Raw genomic sequence first — 15284 nt, 5'->3', positions numbered from 1 at the left:
GAACGGGCGTGCCACCATCTGGCGATGACCGAGCTGCAGGACATCTGCGACGAGCAGTACGCCGCGGGCCGGGTGCCCGGGGCGGTCGCCGTGGTCGCACGCGGAGACGACGCGGAGGTCGCCTGCGTCGGTGAGCGCAGCGTGGGTGGTCCGGCGATGACGCGCGACTCGCTGTTCCGGGTCGCATCGATCACCAAGCCGATCGTCGCTGCGGCCACGATGGTGCTGGTCGAGCGCGGGGTGCTCGGCCTCGACGCCCCTGTCCGGGAGTGGCTGCCCGAACTTGCGGCGCCGGTGGTGCTGCGGGAGCCGGGCGGGGCGCTGGACGACGTCGTACCCGCTGACCGGGCGATCACGGTGCGGCACCTGCTCACCCTGACCGGCGGTCACGGGTTCACTGCGGACGTCGGGTCGCCGGTGGCGCAGCAGCTCATCGAGCGCCTGGGCCAGGGACCGCTGCGGCCGGACGGGTGGCCGGCACCGGACGAGTGGATGGTGCGGCTGGCCGAGATCCCGTTGGCGCACCAGCCGGGGGAGGGGTGGACCTACAACGTCGGGCTCGACGTCCTCGGCGTACTGCTCGCGCGGGCGTCGGGCACGAGCCTGGGCGCGGTCCTCCAGGAGACGATCCTGGGGCCGCTCGGGATGTCGGACACCAGGTTCTGGACCGAGGACGTGGACCGGATGACCTCGCTCTACCAACGCTCGGAGGAGGGGTTCGCGCTGGTCGACCCGCCTGAGGGTCAGTGGGCGTCACCGCCGACGTTCGAGTCCGGTGCCGGTGGGCTGGTGTCCTCGGTGGACGACTGGCTCGCGTTCGGGCGGATGCTGCTCGAGGGCGGTGGGCCGGTACTGAGCCCCGAGTCGGTGCGGCTGATGATGACCAGCCACGTCGAGGCCGAGCCGGACAACCCGTTCCTTGACGGCCAGGGCTGGGGCTTCGGTGGCGGCGTGGACGTGAGCCGCAAGGACCCGTGGAACGTGCTCGGTCGCTACGGCTGGATCGGCGGCACCGGGACCGCCGGCTACGTGATCCCGTCCACCGGCACTGTCGTGGTCTGGCTCGCCCAGGTGGAGCTCACCGGACCGGACGACATGACGGCGATGGCCGAGATCCTCACGTACGCCGCGACGACTGCACGGGTCTGAGGCGGACGATCACTGCGGTGGCTCGTCGGTGATCGCGGGCAGGTCCTGCGTGTCGGCGTCGGGCCCGACCGGCGGCACCGGGCCGGCGGGTGGATGGGCGCCGCTGCCCGGGCGGAGCGGGCGACGTCGTGGGGGAGCCAGGCGCAGCTGACGGCGTACCCGCTCGTCGAGGTGCAGCTCGTGCTGCAGCCGACGTACCGTCGCACGGGTGTTGGTGTAGAGCTCGACCACGTCGGGAGGTTGCTCTGCCGCGAGCGCGGCGTCGATGCGGGCCAGGGCGCGGACCATGCCGTCGTGGGCCTCCTGAAGGCGCGCGATGTCGGTGGCGCTCAGGCCGACCTCCACGTCGCCCTCGTGACGGACGAGCTCGCCGAAGGCGTCGGTCCCCGCCGCCACCTCACGGAAGGTCGCGGCGAGATCGCCGAGGACCGTCGCTGCGGAGTCCTCCTCGAGCCAGTCGCGATCGGCCGCCTCGACCAGGGAGCGCATCAGGCCGCGGATCGCCACCGCTGAGTGCTCGAGCGCCTCCAGGCCCTGGCGCAGGCCGGGCTCGACGCGTGGCGTGCGCACCGCGCGTACGTTGAGCCGCCGCCCCTCCTCCGCCCGCAGCAGCGCGGCGCCGACGGTCGGGATCTCGTGCGTGATGCGCCGGGCGTGGTCCAGCCAGTCACGAGCCGCGCGGGGCAGAAGCCCACGCTCGTCGGGCGCCATGGCGTCGAGCTCCTCGGCTGCCCGCAGCAGGAGGTCGGTCACCGCATCTGCGAGCCCGTCGATGGCCTGACCGGCATCGGAGGTGGCGACCTTCGGAGGGAAGACCAGCGTGGCGATGATGCCCACGGCTGCGCCGACGAGGGTCTCGGTGAGCCGCTGCCACGCCGCTGCCTCCGCACCGGCGGCGCCCACGCCGAGGACGAGCATGGCGCTGATCGCCACCTCGACGAGGTTGTCGCGCAGGCGCAGGTATTGCCCGATGGTGATGGAGATCAGGATCAGCAGGCCGAGGCTCCACCACTCGAGGGGTACGACGGCAGCGAACCCGACTGCCAGCACGAGGCCGGACACGACGGCGATCACGCGGTCGAGCCCGCTGGCGAGCAGCGACATCGGTGTCACCTGCACCACCAGCATCGCGGTCAGCGGCGCGAGCAGCGGCTCGGTCCCCGGGAAGAGCAGCAACGCGGCGACGTACGCCGACGTGGCCGCGATCGTGATCCGCAGGGACCACAGCACCGCCGCGCGGCCGTTGCGGCGTACGCGCGCAACCTCGCGGGACGCCAAGCCCTGCCACCACCGGCCCACGTGTCCATTGTGCAACCAACCCTCCGAAGGGACTCGGCGCAGAGCTCGCCCCGCACATCCGCCGACCGTCTGCGACCCGGCTGCGGTGGTCACGCCGTAGCCGCAGCGACGCCGATCTCCCTAGACTTCCGGCACGCGTGCCTACGGCGGAGGAGAAGCCCTGATGGGACGACTCGATGAGCTGGACCTCTCGGCATCGCTGCCCAAGAAGGAGGCGAAGAAGCGGCTGCGCGAGGAGCAGACCAAGCTGCTCTCTCTGCGGCTGCGGATGGCCGGACTCACCGGCAGCGGCGAGCTGGGTCCGCCCGTGTGCATCGTGTTCGAGGGCTGGGACGCGTCCGGCAAGGGTGGCGCGATCAAGCGGCTCGTCAGGCGGCTCGACCCGCGCCATGTGCGGGTGCGGGCGTTCTCGGCCCCGACCCACGACGAGAAGCGGCACCACTGGCTGTGGCGGTTCTGGCCGGTGCTGCCCGGGTGGGGAGGCATGTCGGTCTTCGACCGCTCCTGGTACGGCCGGGTGCTCGTCGAGCGCGTCGAGGGGTACGCCGACGACGACGCGTGGCAGCGGGCGTACGCCGAGATCCGCGAGTTCGAGTCGATGCTGGTCGCGGAGGGGATGATCCTCGTGAAGTTCTGGATGCACATCTCCGAGGAGGAGCAGGAGCGGCGGTTCAAGGCCCGCAAGGGCGATCCGCTGAAGTCGTGGAAGCTCACCGAGGAGGACCTGCGCAACCGCAAGAAGCGGGCGGCCTACGCCGAGGCGGTGGAGGACATGCTCGACCGGACGAGCACGACCCAGGCGCCGTGGCACCTGATCGAGGGCGACTCGAAGCGCTACGCGCGGCTGCGAGTCGTCGAGACCGTCAACCAGGCCATCGAGGCCGCGATCGGTGGCGGCCGGGCGGGTGAGGGCGCGTAGGGCTTCGACCCGAAGGTGCGGGCAGACCTTTCCAAGTGGCTACTGGCTCTTGAGGACGGCCCACGAGATCAGGCTGTCCAGGCGGCGTACGTCGGCGCCCTTGCCGAGCTTGATCTTGATGTGACCGGCTCGCGTCCAGAGCTCCATCTCGGAGTTGAAGTCGAGCCTCCCTGCGTTCTCCGAGGACCACATGTTGATCGAGCTGTAGGGGAGCGAGTAGATCTCGACCTTCTTCCCGGTGATGCCTTGCGCATCCCGCACGATCAGCCGCTTGGTGGTGAACACGGCGCTGTCACGGAAGGTCTTGAACGCTGCGACCGCCTCCTCACCCGGGACGAGGAGGGGCTTGACGTCCTCGGGGATCGGGATCTCGTTGACCAGGGTCCATGCGGCGATCGATGCGGTTTCCATGTGTCGGAAAACGACGCATCCGGGCTGGCGTCACGCAGGTGGGGGGTTGATCGCTAATCCCAACAAAAGGAAGAATTACTTATATAAAGACCGCGTGAGGACAGGGAACTCCAGCCGAGACGCCTGGGGGCGGACCACGCCGTTCAGGGCGCTGGTGGCGATGGCCGCGGTGGCACTCGTCAGCTGCGCGGTCTTCGTCCTGGAGGTGCCCGCGCGGATCGCCGAGTTGGGGTCAGGGAACCTGGACCGACTGGTGGCCCCCACGACCACCGTTGCCTTCGGTGCTCCGGTGGAACTCGCCGGCCGGGCCGAGCGGCCGGCACTGTCGCTGGTCGCCACGGAGCCCGTGCGGGTCCGCTCCGCCACGCGTGGCGTGCGGCCGGCCCGGGGGACGAAGTTCGTCGGCCTCCCGTTCACGGTGCGCAACGTCGGGACCCAGCCGTTCGCCGACTCGATGGGCGTCGAGGTCAGGGCCACCGACGATCGAGGCGAGATCCATCGCCCGGCGGACGGGCTGGTGAAGCTGCGGGGACGAAAGCTGCTCGACATCTCGTCCCTGCAGCCGGGTGTCCGACGTCGCGGCGTCGTGGTGATGCAGCTTCCCCGCGCCACGAGCATCACCAGCGTTCGTTTCACCGTGGGCATGGGGATGGTCAGGACTGCCGAGTGGACCCGCGAGACCGCCAGTAGGTAGCCGAGAAATCTCAAGGCGACTCTGGTCTGATCGATTGTTTTTCGATAGATTCCTATCGAGATCCAATCGAAGGAGATCTGATGGCCACCTGGGCGACACTCGCGCTCCGCTTCGTCCTCGCCTGTGCGCTGGTGGGGTCGGTGTTCCTGCAAGTGGTGATGCTGCCGCTGGCCTTCAACGACCTGGACGGCGCCGACCAGGAGGTGCTGGACCTGCGCGCGCCGCTGATCGCGATCGTGTTCCTGGGCATCGTGACCACGCAGGTAGTGATGGTCTGCGTGTGGCGGCTGCTGACGATGGTGCGGCGGGGGACGGTGTTCTCTCACGGTTCGTTCCGGTACGTCGACGTCATCATCGGGGCGATCGCGGTCGCGTCGCTGCTGATGTTCGGGCTCGGGGTGCTGCTCGCGCCGGGTGAGGCGGTGGCGCCGGGCGTCGTACTGCTGATCGGTGGCGCTGCCGTGGTGGTCGGCGGGATCGCGCTGGTGGTGCTGGTGATGCGCACCCTGCTGGCCCAGGCCGTCGCCCGCGACGCCGAGGCGAAGCACCTGCGCTCCGAGCTCGACGAGGTGATCTGATGCCGATCGTCGTCGACGTGGACGTGGTGCTGGCCCAGCGGAAGATGTCCGTGGGTGCGCTCGCCGAGGCCGTAGGGATCACGCCGGCCAACCTCGCCGTGCTCAAGAACGGTCGCGCCAAGGCCGTCCGGTTCAGCACGCTGGCGGCGCTGTGCGAGGTCCTCGAGTGCCAGCCGGGCGACCTGCTCCGCTGGGTGCCGGAGGAGGCGGTCGTCCGCAGCGGCGATCGGGACACCGCCTGAGCGGAACGAACGACGTCACGCGACTGCACCCGCACGGATACGTGACTGAAATATTCGCTGCCTAGGGTCACGAATGTTCCTCACATCAACATTTGCGAGGAGCCCGAGACCCAGGGGTGGCGTGTGACGAGCGTTCCAGGCAGAACAGTGCCGGTCGGTGCACCGGGAGATCCTGCGGTGCTGGGCGGGCTGCGCCTGGCCGAGGTGCGGGGCGTGCGCCTGCTCGACGGGACCCTCGCCGACCTGGTGCTCGACGGTCCGCGGATCGGCGCCGTGCGCGCGCCCGGCGCGAGGCAGGACGACGTCGCGGACGACGTCGCCGATGAGGGCGGTGCCGTCCTGGAGGCCGAGGGGTGGCGCTACGTCCCCGCCGCCAGTGAGCCGCACGCCCACCTGGACAAGGCGCTGACCTGGTCGCGCACCGATCCCGACGCAGGCAACGACCTGCTCAGCGCGATCGCGCAGTGGCGTACGCTGGTGCCCGGCATCGACCGCGCCGACGTGCTCGACCGGGCGCGCTCCGCGCTCCAGCTGTACGTCGCCAACGGGATCACCACGATCAGGACCCATGTCGACGCGCTCCTCGAGGGCGACCCGCTTCGTGGGGTGGACGCGCTCGTCGAGCTGCGCGAGGAGCTGGCCGGCGTGGTCAACCTCCAGGTGTGCCTGCTGGCCGGACCCGACACTCCCACTGACGTGATCCACGAGGGCGTGGCCCGCGGCATCGACGTGGTCGGCGGCTGCCCGCACCTGGCCGACGACCCGGCGTACCAGACCCGACGGGCACTCGACGTCGCGGAGCAGTACGGCCTCCCGGTCGACCTGCACACCGACGAGCAGACCGACCCGCACACCGTCGACCTGCTCGACCTCGCCGACCAGGTGCTCGCTCGGGGGATGCAGGGGCTGGTCACCGCGAGCCACTGCGTGCGACTCGGCTCGCTCGCCTCGGGCCGGCTGGTCCCGGTGCTGGCCCGGGTCGCCGAGGCCGGGATCGGGATCGTCACGCTGCCGATCACCAACCTCTACCTGCAGGGCTGGGGCGTCGACGGCGTCGTGCCCCGGGGCCTGCCCAACCTGCGCGCCGTCCTCGACGCCGGCATCCCGCTCGCGGCCGGCGCCGACAACCTGCGCGACCCGTTCAACCCGGTCGGCCGCGCCGACCCCTTCGAGACCACCTCGCTGCTGGTAACCGCCGGTCACCTCACCGTGACCGAGGCCCTGGCCGCCGTCACCACCGGACCGCGATCGGTGCTGGGCCTGCCCCAGATCGGCGCCCAGATCGGCGCCCAGTCCGGCAACGCCGCCGACTTCATGCTCGTCCCCGACGTCCCGATCGCCGATGTGCTCGCCGGCGCCGAGGGTGCGCGGGTCGTCGTACATGCCGGCCGGGTCGTGGCAGACACCCGCGTCAGCCGCTCGCTCGACCTCACCGCCTGGTCCACCGGGACCCGGTCACTGACCCCCGCCGCCACTTCGAGGTGAGAACCATGACCAGCACCCAGCACCGCCCAGGCTCCTCGCAAGGAGCGGACACCACCACGACGCTGTCCCTGCGCAACGTCACCAAGCGGTTCCCGACCGGCACCACCGCCCTGACCGGCGTCGACCTCGACGTGGGCCCGGGGGAGTTCGTCTCCGTGGTGGGCCCCTCGGGCTGCGGCAAGTCCACCCTGCTGCGGCTCGCCTCCGGGCTCGACACCGTCACCGGCGGCGAGATCGACGTCGCCGCGACCACCACCAGCTATGTCTTCCAGGACCCCACGCTGCTGGAGTGGCGCAGCGCGCTGAAGAACGTCGAGCTCGTCAACGAGCTCCGCGGCGCCCCGCGCGCCGAGCGCCGGGCAGCCGCGCTGGAGGCTCTGGAGCTGGTCGGGCTCACCGGCTTCGAGAAGCAGCATCCCCGCCAGCTCTCCGGCGGCATGCGGATGCGCGTCTCGATCGCCCGCGCGCTGGTCGCCCTGCCGGACCTCGCCCTGTTCGACGAGCCGTTCGGCGCGCTCGACGAGATCACCCGGCTGCGGATGCAGACCGAGCTGCAGCGGATCTTCGAGCTCAAGCGGTTCGCCGGGCTGTTCATCACCCACTCGGTCTCCGAGGCGGTCTACCTCTCCACCCGCGTGATCGTGATGAGTGGGCGCCCGGGACGGATCGTCGCGGAGGTCCCAGTGCCCTGGGCCTATCCGAGACCACCGGAGCTGCGCTACGCCCCCGAGTTCGCCGCCCTCACCGGCCGCGTCTCCGCCGCACTGGGGGAGCACTCATGAGCAGCGCCGAGCTCCACTCGCACACCGAGCTGACCCAGACCCCCGGCGCAGAGACCCGCGGCCCCAAGCTGAGCAGCGTCGAAGCGGCCGCGCCCGAGACCCCCACCCCACGGCTGCGTGCCGTGGCCGGGGTGCTGTGGAACAAGGTGCTGCCGGTCCTCGCTGCCCTCGCCGGACTGGTCGCCATCTGGTACTTCGTCACCTACGTCATCCTCGAGCCCGACCGCCGGTTCCTGCTCCCACCGCTGCACGACGTGGTCGGCAACACCGTGACCAACCCGAACGTGATGAACCCGATGTTCGACGCGTTGGGGCAGAGCGTCGCGGTGGCACTGCTGGGCCTGGTGCTCGCGGTCGTCATCGGGATGGGCTGGGCCGTGCTGATGTCGCAGTGGACCTTCGTGGAGAAGATCCTCTACCCGTACGCCGTCATCCTGCAGACCGTGCCGATCCTGGCGCTGACGCCGCTGATCGGGATCTGGATGGGCTACGGGTTCAACGCCCGGATCGTGGTCTGCGTGATCATCGCGGTCTTCCCGATGATCTCCAACACGCTCTTCGGGCTGCAGAGCGCGACCCCGGACGCGCATGACCTGTTCACCCTCAACAAGGCGACGCGGATGCAGCGGCTGCTCAAGCTGCAGTTCCCCGCAGCGGTGCCGGCGATCTTCACCGGGCTGCGCAACGCCGCCGGTCTCTCGGTGATCGGCACCATCGTCGGTGACTTCTTCTTCCAGCAGGGCAGCCCCGGCATCGGGAGCCTGCTCCGCATCTACACGCTGCGGCTGAACATGGACCCGCTGTTCATGGCGATCATCCTCACCGCGCTGTTCGGCGTGGCCGTGTTCTCGGTCTTCGCCGCCCTCGATCGGGCCGTCATCGGCCGTTGGTACGGCACCGGGCGCCAGTGACGCCGCCCCCGCCGTACCCCTGCACTGCACCACCGCCGCACACCTGCCCACCGCCGAACAACTGGGAGTCACCATGAACCGCCTGTCCCGTTCCGCCCTGGCCACGCTGGCCGTCCTCTCCCTCGGCCTGACCGCCTGCGGCAGCGAGGAGTCCGGCTCCACCGACGGCGGCGCCACCGCCGAAGGGTCCGCCGACAAGGGGAGCAAGCTCGACCTCGCCGACGTGTGCCCCGCGAAGGTCGTGATGCAGCAGGACTGGCAGCCCGAGGCCGAGCACGGTGCGATGTACCACCTGGTCGGCAAGGACTACACCGTGGACACCGAGAAGAAGACGGTGAGCGGTCCGCTGGTCGCCGGCGGCGTGGAGACCGGCGTGGACATCGAGATCCGCTCCGGCGGCCCGGCGGTGAACTTCCAGCCGGTGCCGGCACTGATGTACCTCGACAAGGACATCCTGATCGGAGCGGTGAACAGCGACGCCGCGATCGCCGCCCCCGGGCAGCCGACCGTCGCGGTCACCTCGCAGATGACCAACAGCCCCCAGATCCTGATGTGGGACCCCAAGACACAGAAGGGCGCGAAGACGATCAAGGAGGCGGCGGCGGACGGGGACCCCGTGGTCACCGCCGGTGAGCTGATCCCGGGCCTGCTCTCCTCGCAGGGGATCATCAAGGAGAAGCAGTCCGACCAGTCCTACGAAGGTACGCCGCAGCGCTTCGTCTCCGACCCCGCCATCCTCCAGCAGGGGTTCGCCACCGCCGAGCCGTACATCTACGAGAAGGAGATTCCCCAGTGGGGCAAGGAGATCGGCTACCAGCTGCTCTCCGAGGTCGGCTACAGCATCTACCCCGAGCCGCTCGCGGTCCGCGAGGCAGACGTCAAGGGTGAGGCCGAATGCCTGGCCAAGCTGGTGCCGATCATGCAGCAGGCCCAGATCGACTACCTCGAGGAGCCCGACCACGCGAACAGCGTGATCGTCGACATCGTCGAGAAGTACCAGACCGGCTGGACCTACTCCGCCGAGGTCGCCGACTTCGCCGTGGAGCAGATGGGGGCGCTGGACATCGTCACCGACGACCCCGCCTCCGGAGTCTTCGGTCAGCTCGACCCCGAGCGGATGCAGGGCATCGTGGACACCTTCGGGCCGATCCTGCTGAAGTCCGGAACGATCAAGAGCGCCGACATCGACCCGAAGTCGCTGTACACCAACGAGTTCATCGACACCTCCATCTCCATGGGGAAGTGAGCCCGTGACCAGTCAGCCGGTGTCCATCCGTGAACGCAGCCTCGACGTCGCTGCCCAGGTGGCGGAGCGGTGGGGAGCCGACCGGGTCTCCACCGACCCCGACACGTTGATCAAGAACTCCTCGGACTGGTCGCGGATGTCACCGGTGCTGGAGGAGAAGGTCCCGCGCGGCAAGTACGTCGCCGATGTCGTCGTACGCCCGCGGACTCCGGAGGAGGTGGCCGGGATGCTGGCCCTCGCGCATGCCGAGGATGTGCCGGTCACCCCTCGCGGCGCCGGCACCGGCAACTACGGCCAGGCGACTCCGTTCGACGGCGGGATCGTGCTGGACCTGCGGAAGCTCAGCGAGATCACCCTGCTGGAGGACGGCAGCATCCGCGCGGGTGCCGGTGCGCTGCTCTCCAAAATCGACCGGGTGGCGCGCGCGGCCGGGCGGGACATCTGGATCTTCCCGTCCACCAAGGCCTCCTCGGTCGGCGGCTTCGTCGCGGGCGGCAGCGCCGGCACCGGGACGATCGAGCACGGGACCACCTCGGACGGGTTCGTCCGCGCGGTCACGGTCGCGCCGATGGACGGCAGCGGCGAGCTCATCCACGCCCGGGGGGAGGAGGCGACGCCGTACATCCACGCGTACGGCGTCACCGGGATCCTGGTCGAGGTCGAGATCGCCACCGACCCGGCCCGGGGGTGGAGCGCGATCCACGCCGCCTTCGACTCCTGGGCCGACATGGTCACCGTGCACCGCAGCCTGCTCGACCTGCCGGTGCTGCCCCGGCTGGCCTCGGGCGACGAGCCGATGCTGGTGCCGAGCCTGCCGGCCGGCCTGGAGCTCGACCCCGACCGGTTCAGCCTGCGGGTGATCGCGGAGGCATCGACGGTGGCCGAGATCGAGCGACGGGTGCTGGCGGCCGGGGGAGACGTGGTCAACGTGTCCGCCGACTACGCCGCGTGCGACCGGCTCTCGGGCATGTCCTACAACCACCCCGTGCTGTTCCTGCAGCGCGCCAACCCCGAGCGGACGTGGTTCCACATGGAGACCGGCGGTCAGATCTACTGGTCCGACCCGGACGCCGTCCGCGCCGTCTATCCCGGCGAGGTCTACCTCCACCTCGAGCTGATGGGGCACGGCCCGCTGGCGATGGTGGTCGCCGACTACCACGACGAGCAGGGCGTCCTGGCCGGCATGGAGGCCATGGAGGCTCTCGGGATGACGGTGCACTCCCCGCACCAGTGGTACGTCGACCGCAACGTCGAGCTCGCCGTGGAGACGGCGCGGGGGACCGACCCGAAGGGGTTGCTCAACCCCGGCAAGCTGGTGCCCGACCACGTCGTACCGACTCGGGTGAACGTGGGGGTGCGCTGATGCGGGTCCCCGCTCTGACGGGCGATGGGCACGCGCCCCGGTTCATCGACCTCACCGCCCCCGAGATCGCCGCACTGCCTGCGGACACGGTCGCGGTGCTCCCGCTCGGGGCCGTCGAGCAGCACGGCCCGCACCTGCCGGTCTCCACCGACTACGTGATCGCCACCGAGGCCGCGGAGGCGGCCGTCGCCGCGGCGGCACAGGCCGGGAACGCCTCGGTGGTGCTGCTGGAGGGCCTGGCCTACACCAAGTCCGACGAGCACTCCTGGTCCCCGGGGACGATCTGGCTGTCCTGGGACACCCTGATGCGAGTGCTGGTCGACATCGGTCGGTCACTGCAGACCTCGGGGATCACCCGGCTGCTCTTCGTCAACGGACACGGGGGAAACTCCGCGCTCGGGCAGGTGGCCAACCGGGAGCTGCGACGGCAGTTCGGGCTGCAGACGTTCTTCGCGCACCTCTCGCTGCCGGTGGACCAGGGCGGTGCGTCGCGTGAGGGCGAGCTCGGCATGGGCATCCACGGCGGTCACGGCGAGACCTCGCTGATGCTGCACCTTCGTCCCGAGCTGGTGCACATGGAGCACGCGGGGAGGCGGGTCCCCGAGGAGCTCGCGGAGTACCGCCACATCGGGTTCGGCCGGCCGGTCTCGTTCGGCTGGCTCTCCGACGACTTCGGTCCCGACGGCTACATCGGCGACGCGACCGACGCGAACGCGGAAGTGGGCAAGGTGCGCTTCGAGGCCGCCGTGGAGACCCTCGTCGAGGTGATCGAGGAGGCGGCCCGGTTCAGCGTCCCGCGCACGGGCGCGTGAGCCGTTCCCAGCGGCCGGCGCACCTGCTGGTGCGGGGCGCCACCGCGGTGGTCGAGGACGCCCGCACCGAGCGCACCGGCGACGTCCTCGTCTCCGACGGTGTGGTCGCCGGGGGGTCCGCTCCGGAAGGCGCCGAGGTGCTGGACGCCTCGGGCTGCGTCGTCACTCCCGGCCTGGTCAACGCCCACCACCACCTGCTCCAGTCGGCGTTCCGGACCCTGCCGGGCACCCGCGGCGTGCCGATGGCCTCGTGGCTGGTGACGATGGCGGCGGCGTACGAGCAGGCCGTGGTCGATCCCGAGCTCGTCGCGGTCGCGGCACGGGTGGGGGTGGCGGAGGGACTGCTGTGCGGGGTGACCACGGTCGCCGACCACCACCTCACCTGGCCAGCCGGCTGTTCTCCGGAGGACTCCGTGCACCTCGCGGCCGCGGCGGCGGACGCTGCCCGGGGCCTCGGTGGGCGGCTGGTGTTCGTCCGCGGCGCGGCCCGCGACGATCCCGAGACGGCGGCTCTCAGCGCCGACCTGGTCGCCGAGGCGCTGGTGGGCCGCTCCCCTCGGGGGGTGTCCGCCGACGGGATGATCCAGGTCGCGGTCGGCCCGGCCGGGGTTCACTCCGACCCCGAGGAGACGTTCCGGCTGCTGGGCGAGGTGGCCGCTCGACGGGGGCTGCGGCGGCGTACCCAGGCCAACGAGCAGGTCGACGTCGCGGTGGCCGCGGAGCGCTACGGGCGCCGCCCCCTCGAGCTGCTGGAGGAGTGGGGCTGGCTGGCACCCGACGTCACCCTGGCGCACCTGTGCGGCGTCACCGACTCCGAGATCGCCCGGCTGGCATCCGCGGGGGTCACCGCCACGCACGCACCCGGCTGCGACCTGCCGATGGGCTGGGGGATCGCGCCGGTCGCGGCACTGCGTGCAGCCGGCGTCGTCGTCGGGCTCGGCACCAGCGGGGGCGGCAGCAACGACGCCGGACACCTCCTGGCCGATGCGCGCCTGGCGATGCAGGTCGCGCCGCTGGTCGGCCCGTCGCTCGCGGCGCGCGAGGTGCTGGAGATGGCCACCGCGGGCTCCGCTGCCGGACTCGGCCGCCCCGAGCTCGGGACGCTGCGCCCCGGCAGTGCCGGTGACCTCTGCGTGTGGGACGTCTCCGGGGTCGCCGACGCGGGGGTCGCCGACCCGGTGGCCGGGCTGCTCTGGGCCGCTCCCGGCAGGCGGCCGCGCCACGTGGTGGTCGGCGGTCGCGTCGTGGTCCGCGACGGGAGGCTGGTGGCCGCCGACGAGCGGGAGCTGGTCGAGGGTCTCAGTTGCCGGTTGGGTCGCCGGCTTGACCGGGGCTCGGTCGTCGCCTCTCCTTGACGACGAGCAGCCGGTACGACGATCCGTCGGCGCTGGCCCACCGGTGGCGGACCCCGCCCTCGACGTACATCGAGTCAGCCGGCTCCAGCACGTCCTGCGTCCCCTCGAGGTCGACCCGGACGCGACCCGAGACCACGTAGATGAACTCGTCCTCCTCGTGGACCCAGTAGTCGGTGAGGACCTCGGACTCGCCGAGGTACTCCATCGGGATGAAGGGCCGGTCGGCCCCGTGCACCAGCGCGTGCACCGATCCGCCGGCCACGTCGGCCGCCGCCTCGTCGGAGCGCCGGCGCACCGAGCCGGTCTCCGGTGCAGAGCTCTCGGCGAGCAGCGTCTGCTGGTCGGTGCCGAGGGTGCGTGCGATCCGGAACAGCGAGGACATGCTCGGCCGCGCCAGCCCGCGCTCGATCTGGCTGATGAACGGGTGGGAGAGGTCAGCGGCGGCGGCGAGCTGCACGATCGTCATCCCGCGGGCCTTGCGCAGGTCCCGGATCCGGGCCCCGAGGCGGTGCACGGAGCGGTCGAGGGCTCGCTCGGCGGCTGGCGAGGTCTGGGACGACATGGCCGCCAATCTAGTCTCGCCAACGACGTCGTCCGCGGCGTCCCTGTTGCGTTTGCGTTGCACCGGTGGCCGTAACACGGCGGGTCGGCGTTCGTCATCACGGCGTCACGGACCTCGGCCACGATGGCGCACATGTCGATGTGGTCAACATTCCGGCGTGACGACGCCGGGTACGACGAGGCCCGCCGCGCCCTCTCCGCCTCGGCGGTGGTGCCCGATCTCTACCCCCGCGTGGTGACCAGGGTGCGGGACGTCGACGGGGTCCGGGCCGCCCTGGCGCACGCGGCTGTGGAGGGCTTGCAGGTGACCTCGCGCAGCGGTGGGCACAGCTCGTCGTTCGCCGCGCTGCGCGAGGACTCGCTCGCCCTCGACCTGCGTGCCCTGTCCGGCGTACGTCTCGACCGGGACGCCGGCACGGCCGTCGTCGGCCCCGGCACCACCTCCCTCGAGGCTGCCCGGGCGTTGCACGGCAGCGGGTGGGCCTTCCCGGTGGGCCACCGGGCGACGGTGGCGCTCGGCGGCTACCTCCTCGCCGGCGGCAACGGCTGGAACCACGGTGTGTGGGGGAGCGCGGGCGAGAGCGTCGTCGCCGCGGACGTGGTGCTCGCCGACGGGGCCGTGGTCCGGGTGGACGCCGGCACCGATGCCGAGGCGTTCGCGGCGCTGCGCGGAGCCGGCCCCGGGTTCCCGGGCATCGTCACCGCTTTCCACCTGCGGCTGTGGCCAGAGCAGCAGGTACAGCGACGGATCCTGTCCTTCCCGGCCACGCGGGTCGCGGAGATCGGTGCCTGGGCCGACCACCTCGCGGCGGCGATCGCGCCGGGCGTCGAGCTCACGGTGTTCCTCGCTCCCACGGGCTCACCGCTGCACCCCGACCTCCACGAGCCGGCCGTGACCGTGGCTGCCACCGCGTACGCCGACGACGCCGAGACGGCTGAGGCGCTGCTCGCGCCCGTCGACGAGAGCGTGCCCCGCGGCGCGCGGATGGCGTACGCCGGGCCGAGCGACATCGCCACGATGACCGAGACCGAGACCGCCCCGCCAGGACTGGGGATGGTCGCCCAGCAGGCGTGGACGACCACCGGCTATGCCGAGGTGCTGCCGGCCCTGGTCGAGCCGATGGAGCGGTGCCCGTCCCGGTGGAGCAGCATCTTGGTCAGCTCGTCGTCCTACCGGCGGCTCGCGGCACCCGCGAGAGACCAGGCCTACCGGCCGCTCGGGACGATCACCGTGGCGGCGTACTCCAACTGGGTCCCGGGTGACCGCGACGAGGAGAACCGCCGGTGGGCGGGTGACGCGATCGAGGAGCTGCGCCCTGCGTGGACCGGGCACTACGTCGGCGAGCTCGACCTGAGGCGCAGTCCCGAGCGGCTCGAGTGCTGCTTCGCCGAAGGGGTGCTGGACCGGATCGACGCGGTCCGGGCGCGGCTCGACCCGCAGCGGCGGTTCGCGGACTACCCCGGTCGCTGCTGAGCG

The 15284-nt window shown here is 71.3% G+C and carries 16 protein-coding genes; 13 read left to right on the top strand and 3 right to left on the bottom strand.

Going from position 1 to position 15284, the window contains the following annotated elements; translation table 11 throughout:
* Positions 1-24 precede the first annotated feature (24 nt).
* Positions 25-1149: a serine hydrolase domain-containing protein gene (locus tag AC4BGB_RS06920; protein WP_490545965.1), complete on the top strand. Its 1125-nt coding sequence runs from the start codon at positions 25-27 to the stop codon at positions 1147-1149.
* A gap of 9 nt (positions 1150-1158) precedes the next feature.
* On the opposite strand, the gene AC4BGB_RS06915 is transcribed toward AC4BGB_RS06920, so the two are convergent.
* Positions 1159-2448 (bottom strand): FUSC family protein, encoded by a 1290-nt coding sequence (locus AC4BGB_RS06915; RefSeq protein ID WP_490545963.1) that lies wholly within the window; start codon positions 2446-2448, stop codon positions 1159-1161.
* Positions 2449-2611: 163 nt separating this feature from the next.
* Between AC4BGB_RS06915 and AC4BGB_RS06910 the strand changes: the two genes are divergently transcribed.
* Positions 2612-3367, top strand: a complete 756-nt coding sequence (locus AC4BGB_RS06910) for a polyphosphate kinase 2 family protein (RefSeq protein WP_490545961.1) — start codon at positions 2612-2614, stop codon at positions 3365-3367.
* Between the two features lie 39 nt (positions 3368-3406).
* On the opposite strand, the gene AC4BGB_RS06905 is transcribed toward AC4BGB_RS06910, so the two are convergent.
* The gene (locus AC4BGB_RS06905; RefSeq protein WP_490545960.1) at positions 3407-3778 is read right to left on the bottom strand and encodes a PH domain-containing protein; all 372 of its coding nucleotides are present in this window, start codon (positions 3776-3778) and stop codon (positions 3407-3409) included.
* Positions 3779-3872: 94 nt separating this feature from the next.
* Between AC4BGB_RS06905 and AC4BGB_RS06900 the strand changes: the two genes are divergently transcribed.
* From AC4BGB_RS06900 to AC4BGB_RS06855, 10 genes are all read left to right on the top strand, one after another.
* Positions 3873-4472, top strand: a complete 600-nt coding sequence (locus AC4BGB_RS06900) for a hypothetical protein (RefSeq protein WP_490545958.1) — start codon at positions 3873-3875, stop codon at positions 4470-4472.
* Between the two features lie 80 nt (positions 4473-4552).
* The gene (locus tag AC4BGB_RS06895) at positions 4553-5050 is read left to right on the top strand and encodes a DUF2975 domain-containing protein (protein WP_490545956.1); all 498 of its coding nucleotides are present in this window, start codon (positions 4553-4555) and stop codon (positions 5048-5050) included.
* Complete coding sequence (locus AC4BGB_RS06890) at positions 5050-5292, top strand: helix-turn-helix domain-containing protein (protein ID WP_490545955.1); 243 nt, start codon at positions 5050-5052, stop codon at positions 5290-5292. Before AC4BGB_RS06895 ends, AC4BGB_RS06890 begins: the two co-directional genes overlap by 1 nt.
* 147 nt (positions 5293-5439) lie before the next feature.
* The gene (locus AC4BGB_RS06885) at positions 5440-6777 is read left to right on the top strand and encodes an amidohydrolase family protein (RefSeq protein ID WP_490545953.1); all 1338 of its coding nucleotides are present in this window, start codon (positions 5440-5442) and stop codon (positions 6775-6777) included.
* 5 nt (positions 6778-6782) lie between these two features.
* Positions 6783-7559 (top strand): ABC transporter ATP-binding protein, encoded by a 777-nt coding sequence (locus AC4BGB_RS06880; RefSeq protein ID WP_490545952.1) that lies wholly within the window; start codon positions 6783-6785, stop codon positions 7557-7559.
* Positions 7556-8470, top strand: a complete 915-nt coding sequence (locus tag AC4BGB_RS06875) for an ABC transporter permease (RefSeq protein WP_490545950.1) — start codon at positions 7556-7558, stop codon at positions 8468-8470. The genes AC4BGB_RS06880 and AC4BGB_RS06875 overlap by 4 nt, the downstream gene beginning before the upstream one ends.
* Before the next feature lie 73 nt (positions 8471-8543).
* The gene (locus AC4BGB_RS06870) at positions 8544-9716 is read left to right on the top strand and encodes a substrate-binding domain-containing protein (RefSeq protein WP_490545948.1); all 1173 of its coding nucleotides are present in this window, start codon (positions 8544-8546) and stop codon (positions 9714-9716) included.
* A gap of 4 nt (positions 9717-9720) precedes the next feature.
* Positions 9721-11079 carry an FAD-binding oxidoreductase gene (locus tag AC4BGB_RS06865; RefSeq protein ID WP_490545946.1) on the top strand — a complete coding sequence of 453 codons (1359 nt, stop codon included), beginning with the start codon at positions 9721-9723 and terminating at the stop codon, positions 11077-11079.
* Complete coding sequence (locus AC4BGB_RS06860) at positions 11079-11891, top strand: creatininase family protein (protein WP_490545945.1); 813 nt, start codon at positions 11079-11081, stop codon at positions 11889-11891. The genes AC4BGB_RS06865 and AC4BGB_RS06860 overlap by 1 nt, the downstream gene beginning before the upstream one ends.
* On the top strand, positions 11888-13246 hold the full coding sequence (locus AC4BGB_RS06855; protein WP_490545943.1) for an amidohydrolase family protein: 1359 nt from the start codon (positions 11888-11890) through the stop codon (positions 13244-13246). The genes AC4BGB_RS06860 and AC4BGB_RS06855 overlap by 4 nt, the downstream gene beginning before the upstream one ends.
* On the opposite strand, the gene AC4BGB_RS06850 is transcribed toward AC4BGB_RS06855, so the two are convergent.
* Positions 13191-13808, bottom strand: a complete 618-nt coding sequence (locus AC4BGB_RS06850; RefSeq protein ID WP_490545941.1) for a helix-turn-helix domain-containing protein — start codon at positions 13806-13808, stop codon at positions 13191-13193. The genes AC4BGB_RS06855 and AC4BGB_RS06850 overlap by 56 nt on opposite strands.
* Positions 13809-13940: 132 nt before the next feature.
* On the opposite strand from AC4BGB_RS06850, the gene AC4BGB_RS06845 reads away from it, so the two are divergent.
* Positions 13941-15281 (top strand): FAD-binding oxidoreductase, encoded by a 1341-nt coding sequence (locus tag AC4BGB_RS06845; RefSeq protein WP_490545939.1) that lies wholly within the window; start codon positions 13941-13943, stop codon positions 15279-15281.
* The last annotated feature ends 3 nt before the right edge of the window (positions 15282-15284 follow it).

This window comes from Nocardioides sp. Z30_9 (assembly GCF_058215735.1).
The sequence above is the reverse complement of the archived record's forward strand: the minus strand, read 5'-3'. Positions and strand labels throughout refer to the sequence as shown.